Source organism: Micromonospora sp. CNZ299, from assembly GCF_002754415.1.
Window position 1 is genome coordinate 1697016 of sequence record NZ_PEFG01000001.1, and the last position, 15914, is coordinate 1712929.

Here is a 15914-nt window from a genome sequence, read left to right on the forward strand (position 1 = left end):
CGTCCGGGGGTCTTTCGTCCGGGGGTGGTGACGGCGGTGTGCCGGCCGTCGAGGTGCGCGGGCTGCACGTCGACCTTGGCGGCACACCGATCCTGACCGGCGTCGACCTCACCGTCGCCGTCGGCGAGTGGGTCACGGTGATCGGCCCGAACGGCGCCGGCAAGTCCACCCTGTTGCGCGCCGTCGGCGGCCTGCTGCCCGCGCCGGGGGCGATCACCCTGTTCGGTACGGCGAGCACCGCGCTGCGCCGCCGGGACCGCGCCCGGGTGGTGGCCACCGTGGCACAGTCGCCGGTGGTGCCGCCCGGCATGTCGGTGCTGGACTACGTGCTGCTCGGCCGCACCCCGTACATCCCCACGCTGGGCCGGGAGTCGACCGCCGACCTCGACGCCGTGCACGAGGTGCTCGGCCGGTTGGACCTCACCGGCTTCCACCGCCGTGAGCTGGCCACCCTCTCCGGAGGCGAACGGCAGCGGGTGTTCCTCGCCCGGGCGCTCGCCCAGGGCGCGACGCTGCTGCTGCTCGACGAGCCGACCAGCGCACTGGACATCGGGCACCAGCAGGAGGTGCTGGAACTGGTCGACCAGTTGCGCCGCGAGCACGGCCTGACCGTCCTCGCCACGATGCACGACCTCTCCCTGGCCGGCGAGTACGCCGACCGGATGGTGATGCTCGCCAGCGGTCAGGTGGTGGCCGCCGGAACCCCGTCCGAGGTGCTGACCGAGCACCTGCTGGCGACCCACTACCGGGCCAGCGTCCGGGTCGTCCCCGGCACCCACGGCCCACTGGTGGTCCCGGTCCGCCCCCGCGCACGTTCCGGGTCAGGGGCCGAGGTCGATGACGGAGAAGAGGGCGCCCTGGGGGTCGCGTAGGGCTGCGAACCGGCCCGCCGGGATGTCCCGGGGCGGGACCAGGATCGTTCCGCCCAGCTCGGCGGCGCGGGCCGCGGCGGCGTCCGCGTCGGTCACCGCGAAGTACACCGTCCAGTACGCGGGCAGGTCGGCCGGGAAGTCGTCGGCCAGCGGCGGCATCATCCCGGCGACGATCTGCGTCCCGAGCCGCCAGCCGGTGTACGTCATGGGACCCACCGCCTGGTCGTCCGGCTGCCAGCCGAACACCAGCTCGTAGAAGACCTTCGCGCCCTCGGGGTCGGGGGTGACCAGTTCGTTCCAGCTCATCGCGCCCGGCACGTTGAACACTTCGGCCCCGGCCATGGCCAGTGGCTGCCAGACGCTGAACGTGGCGCCGGCCGGGTCGGCGAAGACCGCCATCCAGCCCCGGTCGAAGACCTCGAACGGCGGCACGACGACCTGGCCGCCGGCCCGCTCGACCCGGCCGGCGACCAGTTCCGCGTCGTCGGTGGCCAGGTACGTCGACCAGATCGGCACCTGCTCCGGGATCGCCGGTGGTCCGGCCCCGGCCACCGGCCTGCCGTCGAGCAGGAAGACCGTGTAGCCGCCCGCCTCGGGCTCCGGTGTCACCCGGCCGGTCCAGCCGAACAACTCCGGGTAGAAGCGCCGCGCCTCGGTCAGGTCCGGGGTGGCCAGGTCGGCCCAGCAGGGCGTACCCGGCGGGACGGTGCTCACGTCAAGACCCCTCTCGGCCCGGGCGGTCACGGCGACCCCCTGCCGGAATCCTGGCACCGTCCCGCGGCGGCCCGGGGCGGAAACGGACGAATCGTCAGCTGAACCGGCGACCCTCGTCCCGTCGGTACGCCCAACCGGCGAGGGCCGCGAGCAGCACCACCCAGACGCCGAGCATGATCATCGCCAGCGGCTCGACGCGGTATTCGCCGACCGCCGACCACATCAGCTCGGCCGCGCCCCGGGTGGGCAGGTACGGCGCGATCGTCTCGATGAACCCGGGTGCCTCACCCGGCGCGGAGAGCAGGCCGCCGCCGAACGCGAGTGGCAGGAAGACGACCTGCGCCACGACGATCGCCGCCTTGCTGGGCAGCGAGTAGCCGATCGCGAGGCCCATCAGCGTGAACGGCACCGAGATGACGGCCACGGTGCCGATGGTCAGCAGTAGGGCCGCGGGGGTGATCTGGGCCGCGGTCAGCGTCGCGCCGATCACCACGACCGGGATCAGCGAGAGGTACGTGAGCGCCAGGCCGGCCAGCACCCGGCCCGCGAACCTGGGTGCGGGCCCGGCCGGCAAGGTCCGGGTGTACGGGTTCCAGGGCTGGTCGCGGTCCTCGGCGACGCCGACGCCGTACTGGAAGATGTTGGCGCTCATCACCGAGAAGGTGACCATCGAGGCGGTGGCGAAGGTGGCACCGGCCGCGTCGTCACCAGCGAACGGCACCACGAAGAAGATCATGGCGGCGGCCGGAAAGAAGGCGCTGCCGACGACGGCCACCGGAATCCGGATGATCTCCAGGAGTTGGTAGCGAGCGTGAACCAGGGCGAGCTGCACGGTGGCCTCCTCAGACTGTGGTGGGTTGGCCGCCAGCAGCGGCGGTGGTGGCTCGGCCTTCGGTGGCCGGCTGGTCCCCGGCGGGCGCGTCTCCGCTGGTGATGGCGAGGAACGCCTCCTCCAGCGAGGTCGGTCGTACCTCCAGGTCGGTGAAGGCCGTTCCGGCCGTGACCAGCGCTCGGACCAGTTCGTCGGCGTCGGTGGTGAGCAGGTGCAGCCGGCCGTCGACCCGTTCGATGCGGACGACGCCGGGCAGGTCGGGCAGTTGGTCGGCGACGAGGCTGACCCGGCGTACGCCGACGATGCCGCGCACGGCGTCCACCGTGTCGTCGGCGAGCACCCGGCCCTGCCCGATCACCACCACCCGGTGCGCCAGCGCCTCCACCTCCTCCAGATAGTGGCTGCTCAACAGCACGGTGCCGCCGTCGGCGTGGAACGCGCGGATCGCCTCCCACAGGGTGTGCCGGGCGGCGACGTCCAGACCGGTGGTCGGTTCGTCGAGCAGCACCAGCCGGGGTCGGCCGACGAATGCCAACGCCACCGCCAACCGGCGACGCTGCCCACCGGAGAGGCCTCCGGTCTGCCGTCGGGCGAGGTCGCCCAGGCCGAACTGGTCGAGCAACTCACCGCAGGGCACCGGGTCCGGGTAGTGCGCGGAGACGAAGTCGACGACCTCACCGACGCGCAGTGTGCCCGGCAGGCCGGTCTCCTGCGGGGTGACCCCGATCTGCCGCCGGTTCGCCGGGTCGCGGGGGTCGCCGCCGAACAGCTCGACCCGTCCCGAGCTGGGCCGGCGCAGGCCGACCAGCAGGTTCATCAGTGTGCTCTTGCCGGCGCCGTTCGGGCCGAGCAGGCCGACCAGCTCACCGGCCCGGACTTCCAGGTCCACACGGTCGAGGGCGAGGACGTCGCCGTACCGGCGACTGGCCTGGTCGGCGCGGGCGAGGGTCATGACTGCTCCTTCGACGGGGTGGGATCGAGCAGGGTGCGGATGGCTTCGGTGTACTCCTCGAACGCCAGCCGGCCCCGCCGGCTGAGCCGGACCAGGGTTGCCGGGGTGCGTCCACGGTGGGTCTTGCTGATCTCCACGTAGCCGGCCTCCTCGAGCTTGCGCAGGTGCACGGAGAGGTTGCCGGCGGTCATCGCGAGCAGTTCCTGCAACCGGGGGAAGGCGATCAGGTCGCCGTCGCCGAGAGCGGAGAGGCTGGCGACCACCCGGAGCCGAGCCTGCGCGTGGATGACCGGGTCCAGTTCGCGCATCGGCGGTGTCACTGTCGCCGTCGGGCGATCGCGCCAGCGACCAGGATCCCGCCGCCGCCGGCCACCGCAATGACCAGCGCGTGCCAGCCGGGCCCGGCGATCACACCGGCCAGATTGATCACGCTGATCCAGACGCCCAGCCGGAAAAGGTCCCGATCCAACCAGATCGCTCCACCGGCCATGTGCAGCGCGCCGGTCAGCCCGACGGCGGTCGCCGACCAGACCAGGCCCGCCAGATCGTCCGGTAGGTACTCGGAGATCCGGCCGAGCCCCGCGTAGATGCTCACGGAGCCGAGGGCCCACGTGCACCCATACCAACGCCCACGCTGGGCGGAGTCACCGATCACCTGGCCGTAGGCCCGTGTGCTGACCACTGCCTGGATCACTCCGGCTGCCACGAGCAGCGCGAAGAGAACAGTCAGCGGCAGCCAGCTCGGCAGCCGGAGCAGCTCCCGGCCGTCGGGGGAGAACCGCAGGAAGAACAGCCCGAAGCCGACCAGCCAGGCGACTCCCCAGGGCCAGTAGACCAGGCGGGCGTCGGGGTCGAGACGCCGTGCCGTCGCGGACCGCTGGTCCTGGATCAGCCGGAGCGCCGCTGCCGCGTCGGCGGGTGGAAGGTCATCGTCTAGGTCCACGCAAACTACTTTACGGGACAAAGTCGAGGCATGGTGACCCCGAGGTCGCGGGCGGGCCACCGATTGCGGCGGGCAGTGCTTATGGTGGGGAACCGTGGCGGCTGACCGGTCGCACAGGACACAGGGGAGGGTCAGTGTCGAGCCCGAGCAGAGACCTGGAGGTCCAGCCGGAGGCGCTGGCGGCGTTCGCCAAGACGTCCAACGACCGGGCGGCGCGCTTCCGCGAGCTGCACCGTTCATTTGGCGACGGGCACGTGCCCCGGCACGCGTTCGGTGTGATGCCGGCGTCGTTCGGCCTCGCCGCCGCGTACGCCGAGCAGTTCGAGGCGTGCCTCCAGGGGCTCGCCGACGGCGCCGAAATGATGGCGGACATCGCGGAGGGGGTCAGCGACACCGCCGGTGCCTACACCGGCACCGACGTGGCCAACACCGACATGTTCGTGCCCGGCCGCCCGCCAGCTCCCGACCTCATCGCTCCCGGCCCCTGGTCGGGTGGCACCGGCGCTCCGAGCGGGCCGGTGCCCGCGTGAGCACGGAGGCGTTGCACCGCAACAAGACCTACTTCGAGCAGATCGTGTCGGGCACTCCGGAGCCCTTCAAGCCGCTCTCCAACGCGGTGCTCTGGCCGTTCGAGCAACTGCTGGAACTGGTCGCCGGTGAACCGGACGACCTGATGCGGGCGGCGCAGGTCTGCCTGGACACCGGCGCGGCGGTCCGGGAGATCGCAGGCGACCAGATCGCCGACCGGGCCCGCTTGCGCGGCAACTGGAAGGGCGACGCCGCAGAGAGCTTCCATGCCTCGATGGAGTCGGTGGAAAAGGCGATCGAGGAGCTGGCCCGAGGGCTCGACGGCACCAAGGACGTGCTGGTCGAGGCGGCCAACGCGGCGGTCGACGCGTTCAACCTGCTGGTCGAGCTGATCCTCGAGTTCCTGCTCTGGTTCCTCACCGAGGTGATCATCGCGGCGGTGGCCGCGGCGTTGAGCGCCGGCGTCTCGCTGGCCGCCACTGTGGTCCGGGTGCTGGCCCGGCTGGCCACCACCGTGGGTCGGATGGTCAAGATCGTCGCCCGGTTCGCCGAAGTGCTCACCCGCCTCGCCAATCGGTTGGGCAAAGTCGCCGGGCAACTGCGCGAGTACGCCAACACCGTCATGGAGCTCAAGAAGCGGAAAAAGCAGTACAAGCTGCTTACCAAGGGTGGCTGGACGCCGGAGGGGCGTGCCTTCCAGATCGAGAAGTTCAAGACCCTCTTTCCCGGCAAGTTCGTCATCAACCAGGTCTCGCCGGTCAACATCCCCGGCTTCGGCGGCGCACTGCTGGACACCGGTATGGGCCTGCACGACATCTCCGACGGGCAGAAGGACCGCAATTACCTCGTGGACGGCACGTACAGCGATGACCTGGGCCCATACACCAAGAGTGTGCAGAATGTCTTCGACTCCATCGTGAACTGAGAGGCAGCCATGACCTTCCCCGCCCTGGACCGCATCGAGGCGCTGGCCCGCAACCTGGACGGTTGGCAGCGGCAGCTCGCCGACCGGATGGCGGAGCTGGAGCAGACCAGCGCCGAGGGGGTGAGCGACTCCGGCCTGGTGCGCGTCACCGCCGCCGCCGACGGGAAGATCGTTTCTGCGGAGCTGAACGCGCGGGCGATGCGACTGGACTCCTACAGCCTGGCCGAGGAGTTCACCGCAGCCGCCAACCGGGCGCAGGAGGCCGCTGCGGCCCAGGTCCGGGAGTTGGTCGGTGAGGTCATCGGCGAGCCAGGTGCCGGCCCGCGCCGGCCCGGCGACCACGAGGAGCGCCGATGACGGTCGACGGCAGTCAGGCGCGGTACGTCGAGGGAATCACCCGGCTGCTAGCGGCCGGAGAGCAGGTGCGTGCGGTGGCCCGGGTCCGAGCGGGGGGAGGGCTGACCCCGGCGGCGCCCCCGCAGCCGTCGGCGCCACCCGCCCCGGGTGGGCCGGGCTTCCTGGGTGCCCTGCTCAACGTGCTGTCGCCGAACATCACCTTCGGTCGGGCGGACGACGCCGTCGACTGGCTCTTCTTCGGCGTCGGAGGTCGAGGCGAACCAGGTTCGCAGGCTTCCCTGCTGCACCACGCCCTGACCGTGACGGCGAAGGGTTCCGGCGTCCGCGACATCGTGCTGGGGGTCACCGACCAGCGGTTGCTGGTCGGCGCGACAGCACCGGTCGGGTTGCTCTCCAGCTCAGCGGCGGACGAACGGGCGCAGGCCGACATCGAGCTGCTCGGGTCGGTGCCGCGCACGGCCGTGACCGCCCGGGTCGGCCGGTACCGGTTGAACTGGAAGCGGCTGCGGATCGACTTTGCCGACGGGTCGTGGTTGTCGTTCCACGTGCCACTGGCTGACTCCGGCCGCCCCCTGCGGGAGATCGCGGCGGCCCTGTCAGCCGGCTGACCCGCCGACGAGCGGCGCGGGCAGCGGCTCCTGGTGCAGCACCGCCAGCCGGGACACCGCTCGGGTGAGCACCACGTACAACCGGTGCAGCCCGCGCGGTTCGGCCGCGACGATCGCGGCCGGCTCGACCACCACCACATGGTCGTACTCCAGGCCCTTGACCAGTGTCGCGGGCACCAGGGTGACCCGCTCCGCGGCCGCCACGTCGTCGGCGGTCGCGGTCGCGACACCGGCGTCGGCCAGTGCGGCGCGCAACCCGTCGACCGCGTCGTCCGCGGCGATCACACCGACCGAGCCGTCGTGCGCGAGCGCCGAGCGCACCTCCGCCACCGTCGCCGAGGTCAGGTCGGTCACCGTACGCACGTCCAGGCCGCCGTCGTGCCGCAGCGACTCGGCCAGCGGTACGTCCACCGCGAGCGCCGGTAGGAGCAGGTTCGCGAACGCGACCACCGCGGCGGGCACCCGGAAACCGATCGTCAGCGGGACCACCACGGCGTCCGGCTTGCCCAGGTGGGCGAGGGACTCCTTCCAGTCCGTGGCCGCCCACGGCGCGGTGCCCTGGGCCAGATCACCGAGGAGGGTGATCGAGCCGTGCTCGCTGCGCCGGGCGATGGCCCGACACTGCATCGGGGAGAGGTCCTGCGCCTCGTCCACCACCACGTGCCCGAACCCGGAGGGTCGTTCCAGCAGCCCGGTCGCCTCGTCGATCAGCACCGCGTCGGCGGCGGTCCAGCGGGTCGCCTTGGGGGTGCGAGCCGGCTTCGCCCAGACGAGCAACGCCTGCTCCGCGTCGCTGAGCAGGCCGTCCGCCGCCGCGGCCAGCCGATCCGGGTCGGAGAGCAGGCTGTGCACCAGCCCTTCCGGGGTGAGTGCCGGCCAGACCGCGTCCAGGAAGTCGACCACCGGGCGGCAGCGGCTCATCCGACGCAGCCAGGCATCACCGGGCGACTCGGCCCGGCGGGCCTCGGCCTGCCGTTGAAGCAGGCTCACCACCCGCGCCCGGACACGCTCCCGGCCGGTGCCGTACGGCAGACCTTCCCGACGGGTCTCCTCGACGATCCGGTGCAACGGCTCCAGCCCGATCCGCCACCGGAACGAACCGTCCGACACGGTGATCGACTCGGTGGGCGCGTCGATCTGTGCCTGCACCGCGCGTTGCAGCACGCTCGCCATGCGTACGTCGTGCTTGAGCGTGGCGACCGTGGGCGCCTCGACCGCCCGAACCGGCACCCTGGAGATCAACTCCTCCACCGTGGCCTGCTCGACCTCGACCTCGCCGAGCGCCGGAAGCACCGCCGCGATGTACGACAGGAACGCCCGGTTGGGTCCGACGATCAGCACACCGGCCCGTCGCAGACGCTCCCGATGCAGGTACAGCAGGTACGCGGCCCGGTGCAGGCCGACAGCCGTCTTGCCGGTCCCCGGTGCTCCCTGCACACAGATCGAGTCGGCCAGGTCGGCCCGGACCAGCTCGTCCTGCTCCGGCTGAATGGTCGCGACGATGTCCCGCATCGGCCCGACGCGCGGTCGTTCGATCTCGGAGGTGAGGATCCGGCTGCTCGTACCGAGTTCCTCGCCCCGATCCAACCGCTCATCCTCGAAGCTGGTCAGCACGCCGTTGCTGAACCCGAACCGCCGCCGGACGGCCACCCCCTGCGGATCCCGCGCGCTGGCCCGGTAGAACGACCGGGAGACCGGTGCCCGCCAGTCCAGCACCAACGGCTCGCCAAGCTCGTCAGTGACGTGCCGCCGCCCCACGTGGTACCGCCGGCCTTCATGATCACCGCTGCCGCTGCCGCTGCCGCTGCCGCTGCCGCTGCCGCTGCCGCTGCCGCCCTGCGCCGGGCGGCCGTCGGTAGATCCGCTGCTGGTGGCCTTGCTGGCCGCGGTCGCGTTGTCGGTGGTTTCGTGGTCCGTGGTTCCGGTGAAGTCGAGGCGACCGAAGAAGAGCGGCGTGGTCGGGTCGTCCGCCAGCTCGGCCACCCGGCGGGCCAGGGTGCGACCCAGCGTCTCGGCCGCGTAGGCGTCGCCGGCAACCTGGTCGCCGGTCGAGAAGAGGGCTTCGGCCCGCTCCCGCATCCGGCGTAGCGCTGCCCGTGAGTTTGCGAGGTGCGTGCGTTCGGCGGCCAGATCCGTGTCGAGGTGGGTGTCGAGGTCAAGTGCGGGCATGCTGACGTCCCATCGTTCACATCTGCTGCGCGCTCGCGTGTCCGGGGGCGGATGGCCGGCCGCCCGGCGCGAAGACGTCCGTTCCGGTGCAGATCACCTCGGCCGTCAAGCGGGCTGCAACCCTACGCTCCCCAGCCTGTCCGTTCCACCGAATTACCCACGCGACCATCCGTACGAGAGGGCGTGTCGTCGGGCGCGGCGCACGAAAGTGGGCGTGTCGTCGGGTGGCAACACGCTGCCCCGACGTCAGCGGTCGGCCCGGGTGGTTGATCCCTGTCTCGGGTGGCGACGGCACGTCTGCCGGGTGTCAGCAGCGCCGGTGGTAGAGGTTGCGTCGTGGTGCGCGTAGCGGGTCGAGCCAGCTGGGCGGGAGGAATTCCGGCCGGCTGTCGGGCGCGATGCGGACCAGCCAGTCGCCGCGGTGGATGAGCCGGTGGTGGTGGCCGCAGAGCAGCACGGCATTGCCCAGCGCGGTGGCTCCGCCGTCTGCCCAGTGCCGAACGTGGTGACCGTCGCACCATCGGGATGGCCGATCACAACCAGGAAAGGCGCAACCGCCGTCGCGCAGCACGAGTGCTCGGCGCAGCGGGCCGTTGAAGAGCCGGCGCTGGCGCCCGACGTCCAGAACCTGACTGTCGCCGCCCAGCACCGCCGGCAGCACACCCGCATCGCAGGCGAGACGGCGGATCGCGCCCGGCGTGAGGGGTGGCCCGGTTTCCAGGGTGCCGGCGCGTACGCCGTTGACCAGCTCGTCCAGCGACACGGTCACGACGAGCTGCGGCCGGTCGCCGCCGTTGTCGGGCAGCTGGCCGGTGCGCAGCGCCAAACGACAGACCTCGCCCAGCGCGTCCGCTCGGCGCTGACCAGGACTGCGGTCGTCGTGCTCACCGGCCGGGGCGCAGAGCCTGTCGATCGCCTCCCGGTAGCAGGCTCGCGGTTTCGGTGTCGAGGTTGCCGCTGAGGCGTACCTGCCCGTCCTGCTGCTCGGAGAGCGTGACGTGCCGACGGGCCACGGCCCGCTCGGTGGCTTTTTCGAGGGCGGCCAGCTCGACCTGGTCGGCCAGATCCGGTGCGACGTGCGTGAGGACGCGTTCCCCGAGCCGGCTGAGGATGGTCGGATCGAAGCGGTCGGCCCAGGTGACCAGCAGTTGAGTGGCTTTGTCCGCCACGTCAGGGCCGGCCTCGGGCGGCAGGGCCGCGATCGTCTCTGCCACCACCCGACCCTGCTCGACGGTCATCGCGCCGCTGAGCGGTGCGTCACGCACCGCCTGCGGTGCGGCGTCGACGGTGGCGGCGGGCTGGACCAACTGGCGGGCGGAGCGACTGGAGAGCCTCAGCCGTTCCCGCAGCCAGACGGACGTGGACGAGGCACCCTGGGCGACCGCGAGGCCGCGAGAGTCGACCTCGCGCACCAGGCCGAGCTGGACGGCAGCCAACCGCTGCGCCAGCACGTGGGTCGCGTCGAGACACGCGAGCAGGTCGTCGTCGGAGAGCGCCCACAGCGAGGTGCCGGCACAGTCGTCGACGGCACCGCCCGCCTGCGCCAACGCCCTCAACATAGACAGAGACTAGAACAGGTGTACGACACTTTCGGTCCGTGTTGATCGACGCGGAAACCCCAATCCACCCGACATTGCCGGCTCGCTGACCCGAGCTGAGTCGGTCACCGAAGTGGCAGGCGTGGTCGGGGAGAGCGGGGGTGATGGCGGGTCGGGGAACCGCCCGGGATCATGGGCTCATGACCGAGGCCAGCCCCGATTCGCGTCGGATGACGATCAGTGACCCGCAGGTGATGCGGGCGATGGCTCATCCGGCCCGGATCGCGATCATGGAATACCTGAGTAGCCGGGAGAGCGGTGGGACCGCCACCGAGTGCGCGGAGATCGTCGGGCTGTCGCCGAGCGCGACCAGTTACCACCTGCGCGCGCTGGCGAAGTTCGGCCTGGTCGAGCAGGCGCCGAGTCGCGGGGACGCGCGCGAGCGGCTGTGGCGAGTGCCGAGTGTGAGTGTGTGGGTCGAGGCGGGTCGCGATGCCGGGCCCGAGGCGCGCGCGGCCGAGCAGGCGCTGGTGGAGGCGCATGCCGTTCGGGCCATGGAGCGGACCCGGGACTGGCTGCGGCGCGCCGGGGACGAGCCCGCCGAGTGGTACGACGCCGCGCTCTTCAACGACACGTTGTTGCTGCTCACCGCCGAGGAGTTGGCCGAGGTGAACCAGGCGGTGCTGACCATGCTGCAGCCGTACCGGGCTCGCCTGCGCCAGGCCGATCCTCCGGCGGGGGCGCGCACGGTCGCCGTGCAGTACCGGGCTGTGCCGCTGGCCTGACTGGATGGTCGCGGTCGCGGTGCGCCGAGCCGCACGCGGGTTGATCGCCGACCGGCCATTCGCCGTCGTGGCGGCGGCAGGGGGTTGTGCTGATCAGTTGTGAAGGATTATTTTCGAAGTATGTCCTTCACAACTGAGCCGTCGCGCTGGCCGGACGTCTGGCTCGCCGCCACCGCCCGTGGCACCACGATCTGCGGCGACTTTCTGGCCGCCACCGCGCTCGCGCTGGCGCTCCAGGGCTCCGGCGCCGGAGGGCTTGCCGTGTCGGGGCTGCTGCTCGCGGCCACCCTGCCCCTGGTGGTGCTCGCCCCGCTCACCGGACGGCTCGCCGACCGGGTGGACAGCCGCACACTGCTGGTCACCGTCGGTCTGGCGCAGGCTGTCATCTGCACGCTGCTCGCCGTCGCCGAGCACCCGGTCCTGGTCGTGGGCCTCGTCGCCCTGCTCGCCTGCGGGCTCGCGGTGACCCAGCCCTGCCTGGCGGCGCTGCTGCCGGCGATGGTCCGCCCGGCCGACCTGCCCCGTGCCAGCGCGATCAGTCAGAACGCCGTCTCCCTCGGCGCGCTCGGCGGGCCGGTGCTGGCCGGCCTGCTGGTGGGGCAGTTCGGCACTCGCGTACCCCTGCTTCTCGATGCCGTGACCTACCTGGCGCTGGTGGTCGCGGGCCTGCTGCTGCGGACCCGGCGGGGCGGCCGACGGCCCGCCACCGCCGCGGCCGGGCCGGCCGGCGGGGGAAGCCCTGCGAACCAGGCCGACCCGAGCGGTACGGGGATGGGCTGGCGGCTGCGCCGCGACCCGCTGATGCTGGTCATGGTGGCCAGCACCGCGGTGGTGATCGCGGCGATCGGCGGCATCAACGTGATCGAGGTCTTCTTCATCCGGGAGACGCTGCACGGTTCGGCGACCACGTACGGCCTGGTGGGAGCGGCATGGATGGCCGGCATGCTGCCCGGCAGTTGGATTGCCGCCCGACTGGCCCGCCGGTTCGACCACGACAGGGCGCTCATCCGTGGGGTGCTGGTGACGCTGGCCATGTGCAGCCTGCTGGTGCTGCTGGCCGCGACGGTGCCGACGGCCGGCCTGCTCGTGCCGCTCTGGCTGGTGGCCGGCGCGGCGAACGGCGGCGAGAACGTCTTCGCCAACCTGCTCACCAGCCGCCGGGTGCCGGAGGCGATGCGCGGCCGGGCGTACGCCAGCTACGGCGCTGCGGTGCAGGGTGGCTCGATGGCCGGCTATCTGATCGGCGGGGCGCTGCTCACGGTCGTCCCGCCCCGACCACTGATCGCCGCAGCGGGCGTGGCCGGACTCGTGGTGGTGTTGGCGTTCGTGCCGGTCGTCGCCCGGGCGGTACGACGGCCGGTGCCGGACGAGGCCCACCGACATCCCCAGGCCGCTGGCACGGATGCGGGGTTGGCCACTTCGGGCCGGCCCGCCGAGCCGGAGCCGGAGGCCGGGGATACGGTCGGGTCATGGCTGAGCGCATCGCACGCCCGCGGGTCGGGCACATCCAGTTCCTGAACTGCCTGCCGATCTACTGGGGTCTGATGCGCTCCGGCGCCCTGCTCGACGTCGACCTGCACAAGGATTCACCGGACCGGTTGAGCGCTGCACTGGTCGCCGGCGACCTCGACATCGGCCCGATCACCCTGTTGGAGTACCTGAAGCACGCCGACGAGCTTCTGCTCCTGCCGGACCTGGCGGTGGGCAGCGACGGGCCGGTGCTCTCGGTCAACATGGTCTCCACCCGACCCCTCGCCGAGCTGGACGGCGCCCGGGTGGCGCTCGGCTCGACGTCGCGGACCGGGGTCATGCTGGCTCAACTGCTGCTCACCGAGCAGTACAACGTGCGGCCCGACTACTTCCGTTGCCCGCCGGACCTGACCCAGATGCTGCTCGAGGCCGACGCCGCGGTGCTGATCGGTGACGTGGCGCTGCGGGCGTACTACGAAGCGCCCCAGCGGGGCCTGACCGTCACCGATCTCGGGCAGGCGTGGCGGGAGTGGACCGGCCTGCCGATGGTCTTCGCCGTCTGGGCGGTCCGCCGCGACTTCGCCGCCGCCCATCCGGGCATGGTCAAGGAGGTGCACGAGGCGTTCCTGCGCTCGCGGGACCTCTGCCTGGCCGAGTTGGACCAGGTCGCCGAGGCGGCGGCCCGGTGGGAGACGTTCGACGCGGAGACGCTGGCCACGTACTTCCGGACCCTGGACTTCTCCCTCGGCGACCGTCAGGTCGCCGGGCTGCGCGAGTGGGCCCGGCGGGCTACCGCCATCGGCGAGGCCCCGGCTCTGCCGGACGGCGGCCCGGAGTTCTTCGCGGGCTGAGCGGCGGGCACGGCCCCTGCCAGCCAGCCTGCGCGGGCCAGCTGAGCAGCCGGCCGGGGCCGGCGGGGCTCAGGCACCGGGGCGGAGCAGCGCCTCGGTGATCTTCTCGCAGTTCTTCATGCCGTAGTCGTAGCCCTTGTTGATCGGGTACTTCACCATCACGCCCATCGTCCAGGTGTCGCCGATGGCCAGGCAGTTGATGTGCATCTCCTGCTCCCTGGTCCGGTCGATCCACCCGTTCTTGATGGCGATCTGCTTCTGCTCGGCGGCCGGGAAGGCCTTGCGGATGCCGAAGTCACCGGCGCCGCGCACGAGCTTCATCTCGTTGAGCAGCCACTTGGTCCACTTTGGCCCGGCAGCGGTGCCGGTGGCGATGCAGTTGCCCAGGCGGGCGGTGTCCCGGGGGGAGAGAGCCGTGCGGCTCCAACCGCGGTCGGGGGCGACGCTGCTGTCGGTCAACTTGCACATCGAGATCAGCCGCTTGATCGAGGCGTCCCGGCCGACCTGGTTGTAGAACTGTTCGGCCCGGGTGTTGTCGCTGTCCCGGATGATCCGCGTCGCGTCGGCGAGCTTCGCGTCGCTCGGGGTCTGACCGGCGTCGGCTGCGCGACGCAGGTAGTCGGCGACGATCCACGACTTGATCATTGAGGCGGTGGTGCTGGTCTCGCCCATGTTCCTGGAGCCGATGATCTGCCCGGTCCGACGGTCCAGCACGCTCCAGGAATACCAGCCCTCGATGTCCAGGTCGAGGTCCTTGGCCGCGAACGGCAGCGGTGCCAGCGAGGGGCTGGGGCTTGGCGACGGCGGGGCCGGCTGGCGGGCGCTGCGGTCGGTGGGTTTGCCGGTGGACCGGTCGCTGGTCGTCGTGCCGGCGTTGCCCCACTTGGCGGCGGCGGACGACTCGAACGGCGACCCGGGCAGCAGCCGCAGCGACACCAGCACCAGGCCGATCAGGATGACCGCGATCGCGACCAGCCGCAGGGGGGACGCGTCAGCGCCCTCGCGCCGGGCGGCCCGACGGTTGCCGGCCATCAGAGTTTCCCGACCGGTTGCTGCGGCACCTTGAGCGCGGCACCCGGCTGCGGGGTGACCAGCTGGGTGGCCACGCTGGCACAGACCTTCGCGCCGTAGTCCAGACCGCTCCTCTGCGGGTAGCGCAGCATCACCGCGAGACTCCACTTGTCGTTGACGGCGAGGCAGTTGACGTGCCAGTTGCCGTCGTAGTTGATCGGGGTCCAGCCGTTCTTGATGCTGACCGGGCCCTGCGCGGTGATCGATTTGGGCAGACCATCGATGATCCCCCAGCGTCCACCGCCCGAGGTGGCCCTCTGGTCCTTCTTGGCGGTGGTGCCCGTGACCTTGCTCATCTGATCCAGCACCCATTTGGTCCACTTGGGGCCGGCGGCCTTGCCGTCGGCTATGCAGTCACCGAGCCGGACCGCGTCGCGAGGGGACATCCGGGTGAAGCTCCAGTAACCGGTGTACGGCTTGACGTTGCCGCGCTTGGTGTCGGTCAGCCCGCAGATCGTGATCGCCCGTTGGATCACCGCGTCGGGCGTGCTGCTGTTGGAGGGCTTGTACGAGCCGCCAGCAGCGGCGTGCACCTTGTTGGCAGCCCCGTCGTTGCTGTCGACGATGGCGACTCGAGCCATCTCCTTCATCGCTGCGGACGGCTCCTTGTTCTTGAGCTGCCGCAGATAGTCGGAGACGATCCACGCCTTGATCATCGACTCGGTGGAGCTGGTCGCGGTCATGTTCGGCGATCCGGAGATCGTGCCCGTCTGGCGGTCCAGCAGCGCCCACGAGAAGAACTCACCCTGGAAGCTCACCGACACGGGTCCGGCCGCCAACGTGGGCGGCGGCGGCGGGGTGGGCGCGGGCGCGGCGACGGTCGAGGCGGCACCGCCGCCTCCGCCTCCGCTGCTGTCGCCGTCGGAGAGGCGGGCGTACGCGGCGGGGACCAGTAGGACGCCGCCGAGCAGGACCGCCGTGATGGCGAGCACCATGGTCACGCGAGATCGCATGAGTGGGTGAGCTCCAGGTGTCAGGGCCGGGGGGACCGGCTTGTTGTCCGGACAAACCGGCTGATCGCCAAGGCCGGGGGAGGTGGCCTCTGTCGTACGGCGATCGTTTGAAGCCGATCGGTGTGACGGCGGAAAGTCTACGTCCGGTTGCCGGACCCGCCAGAGTCCGACACCAGGCACGCCGCCATAAAGACGCGATATGGGACCGGTATGCGGTTCTTGCGGGGATTCACCTTTGTTTCGTGGCCCAAGTCACTGCGACGTCCGGCGATCCAGGTGACGCAAAGCGCTCATTCCGTTACGGATGGGATCCTCGGATTCCTGTTACACCCCCTGGTGCAACGTG

Annotated in this window: 18 protein-coding genes; 8 read left to right on the plus strand and 10 right to left on the minus strand. The window is 71.4% G+C overall.

Annotated elements, in window-relative coordinates:
- The first annotated feature begins 38 nt into the window (after nt 1-38).
- A complete protein-coding gene (locus CLT68_RS08110; protein ID WP_099849877.1) occupies nt 39-872 on the plus strand; it encodes an ABC transporter ATP-binding protein in 834 nt (277 codons plus the stop codon).
- Here CLT68_RS08110 and CLT68_RS08115 read toward each other — a convergent pair.
- The 5 genes from CLT68_RS08115 to CLT68_RS08135 all read right to left on the minus strand — a co-directional run bounded on the left by CLT68_RS08115 (nt 822) and on the right by CLT68_RS08135 (nt 4313).
- Nucleotides 822-1586, minus strand: a complete 765-nt coding sequence (locus CLT68_RS08115) for a VOC family protein (RefSeq protein WP_099856912.1) — start codon at nt 1584-1586, stop codon at nt 822-824. The two genes, CLT68_RS08110 and CLT68_RS08115, sit on opposite strands and share 51 nt — an antisense overlap.
- Nucleotides 1587-1680: 94 nt before the next feature.
- Nucleotides 1681-2418, minus strand: coding sequence for an ABC transporter permease (locus CLT68_RS08120; protein WP_088951100.1), 738 nt, complete (start codon nt 2416-2418; stop codon nt 1681-1683).
- A gap of 10 nt (nt 2419-2428) precedes the next feature.
- Nucleotides 2429-3370 carry an ABC transporter ATP-binding protein gene (locus CLT68_RS08125; RefSeq protein ID WP_099849879.1) on the minus strand — a complete coding sequence of 314 codons (942 nt, stop codon included), beginning with the start codon at nt 3368-3370 and terminating at the stop codon, nt 2429-2431.
- Entirely contained in the window at nt 3367-3678 is a 312-nt protein-coding gene (locus tag CLT68_RS08130; protein WP_099849881.1) for a transcriptional regulator, read from the minus strand. The genes CLT68_RS08125 and CLT68_RS08130 overlap by 4 nt, the downstream gene beginning before the upstream one ends.
- Nucleotides 3679-3686: 8 nt before the next feature.
- Nucleotides 3687-4313, minus strand: a complete 627-nt coding sequence (locus CLT68_RS08135; protein WP_099849883.1) for a transporter — start codon at nt 4311-4313, stop codon at nt 3687-3689.
- Between the two features lie 134 nt (nt 4314-4447).
- On the opposite strand from CLT68_RS08135, the gene CLT68_RS08140 reads away from it, so the two are divergent.
- From CLT68_RS08140 to CLT68_RS08155, 4 genes are read left to right on the plus strand one after another with little or no spacing between them, the layout of a single operon-like run.
- Nucleotides 4448-4843, plus strand: coding sequence for a WXG100 family type VII secretion target (locus tag CLT68_RS08140; protein ID WP_143743148.1), 396 nt, complete (start codon nt 4448-4450; stop codon nt 4841-4843).
- Nucleotides 4840-5766, plus strand: coding sequence for a WXG100 family type VII secretion target (locus CLT68_RS08145; protein ID WP_099849885.1), 927 nt, complete (start codon nt 4840-4842; stop codon nt 5764-5766). The genes CLT68_RS08140 and CLT68_RS08145 overlap by 4 nt, the downstream gene beginning before the upstream one ends.
- Before the next feature lie 9 nt (nt 5767-5775).
- Complete coding sequence (locus CLT68_RS08150) at nt 5776-6123, plus strand: YbaB/EbfC family nucleoid-associated protein (protein WP_099849887.1); 348 nt, start codon at nt 5776-5778, stop codon at nt 6121-6123.
- Nucleotides 6120-6731 carry a hypothetical protein gene (locus CLT68_RS08155; protein ID WP_088951106.1) on the plus strand — a complete coding sequence of 204 codons (612 nt, stop codon included), beginning with the start codon at nt 6120-6122 and terminating at the stop codon, nt 6729-6731. Before CLT68_RS08150 ends, CLT68_RS08155 begins: the two co-directional genes overlap by 4 nt.
- Here the strand turns inward: CLT68_RS08155 and CLT68_RS08160 are convergent.
- From CLT68_RS08160 to CLT68_RS33710, 3 genes are all read right to left on the minus strand, one after another.
- Nucleotides 6720-8900: a HelD family protein gene (locus tag CLT68_RS08160; protein WP_486482106.1), complete on the minus strand. Its 2181-nt coding sequence runs from the start codon at nt 8898-8900 to the stop codon at nt 6720-6722. The genes CLT68_RS08155 and CLT68_RS08160 overlap by 12 nt on opposite strands.
- Before the next feature lie 307 nt (nt 8901-9207).
- Nucleotides 9208-9813 (minus strand): HNH endonuclease signature motif containing protein, encoded by a 606-nt coding sequence (locus tag CLT68_RS33705; RefSeq protein WP_486482417.1) that lies wholly within the window; start codon nt 9811-9813, stop codon nt 9208-9210.
- Nucleotides 9785-10459 carry a DUF222 domain-containing protein gene (locus CLT68_RS33710; RefSeq protein ID WP_486482107.1) on the minus strand — a complete coding sequence of 225 codons (675 nt, stop codon included), beginning with the start codon at nt 10457-10459 and terminating at the stop codon, nt 9785-9787. Before CLT68_RS33710 ends, CLT68_RS33705 begins: the two co-directional genes overlap by 29 nt.
- A gap of 179 nt (nt 10460-10638) precedes the next feature.
- Here CLT68_RS33710 and CLT68_RS08180 point away from each other — a divergent pair, with 179 nt between their 5' ends.
- The 3 genes from CLT68_RS08180 (at nt 10639) to CLT68_RS08190 (ending at nt 13544) form a co-directional block, all read left to right on the plus strand.
- Nucleotides 10639-11223: an ArsR/SmtB family transcription factor gene (locus CLT68_RS08180; RefSeq protein ID WP_099849889.1), complete on the plus strand. Its 585-nt coding sequence runs from the start codon at nt 10639-10641 to the stop codon at nt 11221-11223.
- Between the two features lie 120 nt (nt 11224-11343).
- On the plus strand, nt 11344-12741 hold the full coding sequence (locus CLT68_RS08185) for an MFS transporter (protein WP_099849891.1): 1398 nt from the start codon (nt 11344-11346) through the stop codon (nt 12739-12741).
- Nucleotides 12693-13544, plus strand: a complete 852-nt coding sequence (locus tag CLT68_RS08190) for a menaquinone biosynthetic enzyme MqnA/MqnD family protein (protein ID WP_088951111.1) — start codon at nt 12693-12695, stop codon at nt 13542-13544. The genes CLT68_RS08185 and CLT68_RS08190 overlap by 49 nt, the downstream gene beginning before the upstream one ends.
- A 69-nt stretch (nt 13545-13613) precedes the next feature.
- Here CLT68_RS08190 and CLT68_RS08195 read toward each other — a convergent pair whose 3' ends face one another.
- On the minus strand, nt 13614-14576 hold the full coding sequence (locus tag CLT68_RS08195; RefSeq protein ID WP_088951112.1) for a serine hydrolase: 963 nt from the start codon (nt 14574-14576) through the stop codon (nt 13614-13616).
- Nucleotides 14576-15568, minus strand: a complete 993-nt coding sequence (locus CLT68_RS08200; protein WP_099849893.1) for a hypothetical protein — start codon at nt 15566-15568, stop codon at nt 14576-14578. Before CLT68_RS08200 ends, CLT68_RS08195 begins: the two co-directional genes overlap by 1 nt.
- Nucleotides 15569-15914 lie beyond the last annotated feature (346 nt).

Excerpts from the sequence above, each read along its gene's own strand:
- CLT68_RS08125 (WP_099849879.1), bottom strand. The coding sequence starts at position 3,370 with ATGACCCTCGCCCGCGCCGACCAGGCCAGTCGCCGGTACGGCGACGTC.
- CLT68_RS08130 (WP_099849881.1), bottom strand. The coding sequence starts at position 3,678 with ATGCGCGAACTGGACCCGGTCATCCACGCGCAGGCTCGGCTCCGGGTG.
- CLT68_RS08150 (WP_099849887.1), top strand. The coding sequence starts at position 5,776 with ATGACCTTCCCCGCCCTGGACCGCATCGAGGCGCTGGCCCGCAACCTG.
- CLT68_RS08155 (WP_088951106.1), top strand. The coding sequence starts at position 6,120 with ATGACGGTCGACGGCAGTCAGGCGCGGTACGTCGAGGGAATCACCCGG.
- CLT68_RS08160 (WP_486482106.1), bottom strand. The coding sequence starts at position 8,900 with ATGCCCGCACTTGACCTCGACACCCACCTCGACACGGATCTGGCCGCC.
- CLT68_RS33710 (WP_486482107.1), bottom strand. The coding sequence starts at position 10,459 with ATGTTGAGGGCGTTGGCGCAGGCGGGCGGTGCCGTCGACGACTGTGCC.
- CLT68_RS08180 (WP_099849889.1), top strand. The coding sequence starts at position 10,639 with ATGACCGAGGCCAGCCCCGATTCGCGTCGGATGACGATCAGTGACCCG.
- CLT68_RS08185 (WP_099849891.1), top strand. The coding sequence starts at position 11,344 with ATGTCCTTCACAACTGAGCCGTCGCGCTGGCCGGACGTCTGGCTCGCC.
- CLT68_RS08190 (WP_088951111.1), top strand. The coding sequence starts at position 12,693 with ATGGCTGAGCGCATCGCACGCCCGCGGGTCGGGCACATCCAGTTCCTG.
- CLT68_RS08195 (WP_088951112.1), bottom strand. The coding sequence starts at position 14,576 with ATGGCCGGCAACCGTCGGGCCGCCCGGCGCGAGGGCGCTGACGCGTCC.
- CLT68_RS08200 (WP_099849893.1), bottom strand. The coding sequence starts at position 15,568 with ATGCGATCTCGCGTGACCATGGTGCTCGCCATCACGGCGGTCCTGCTC.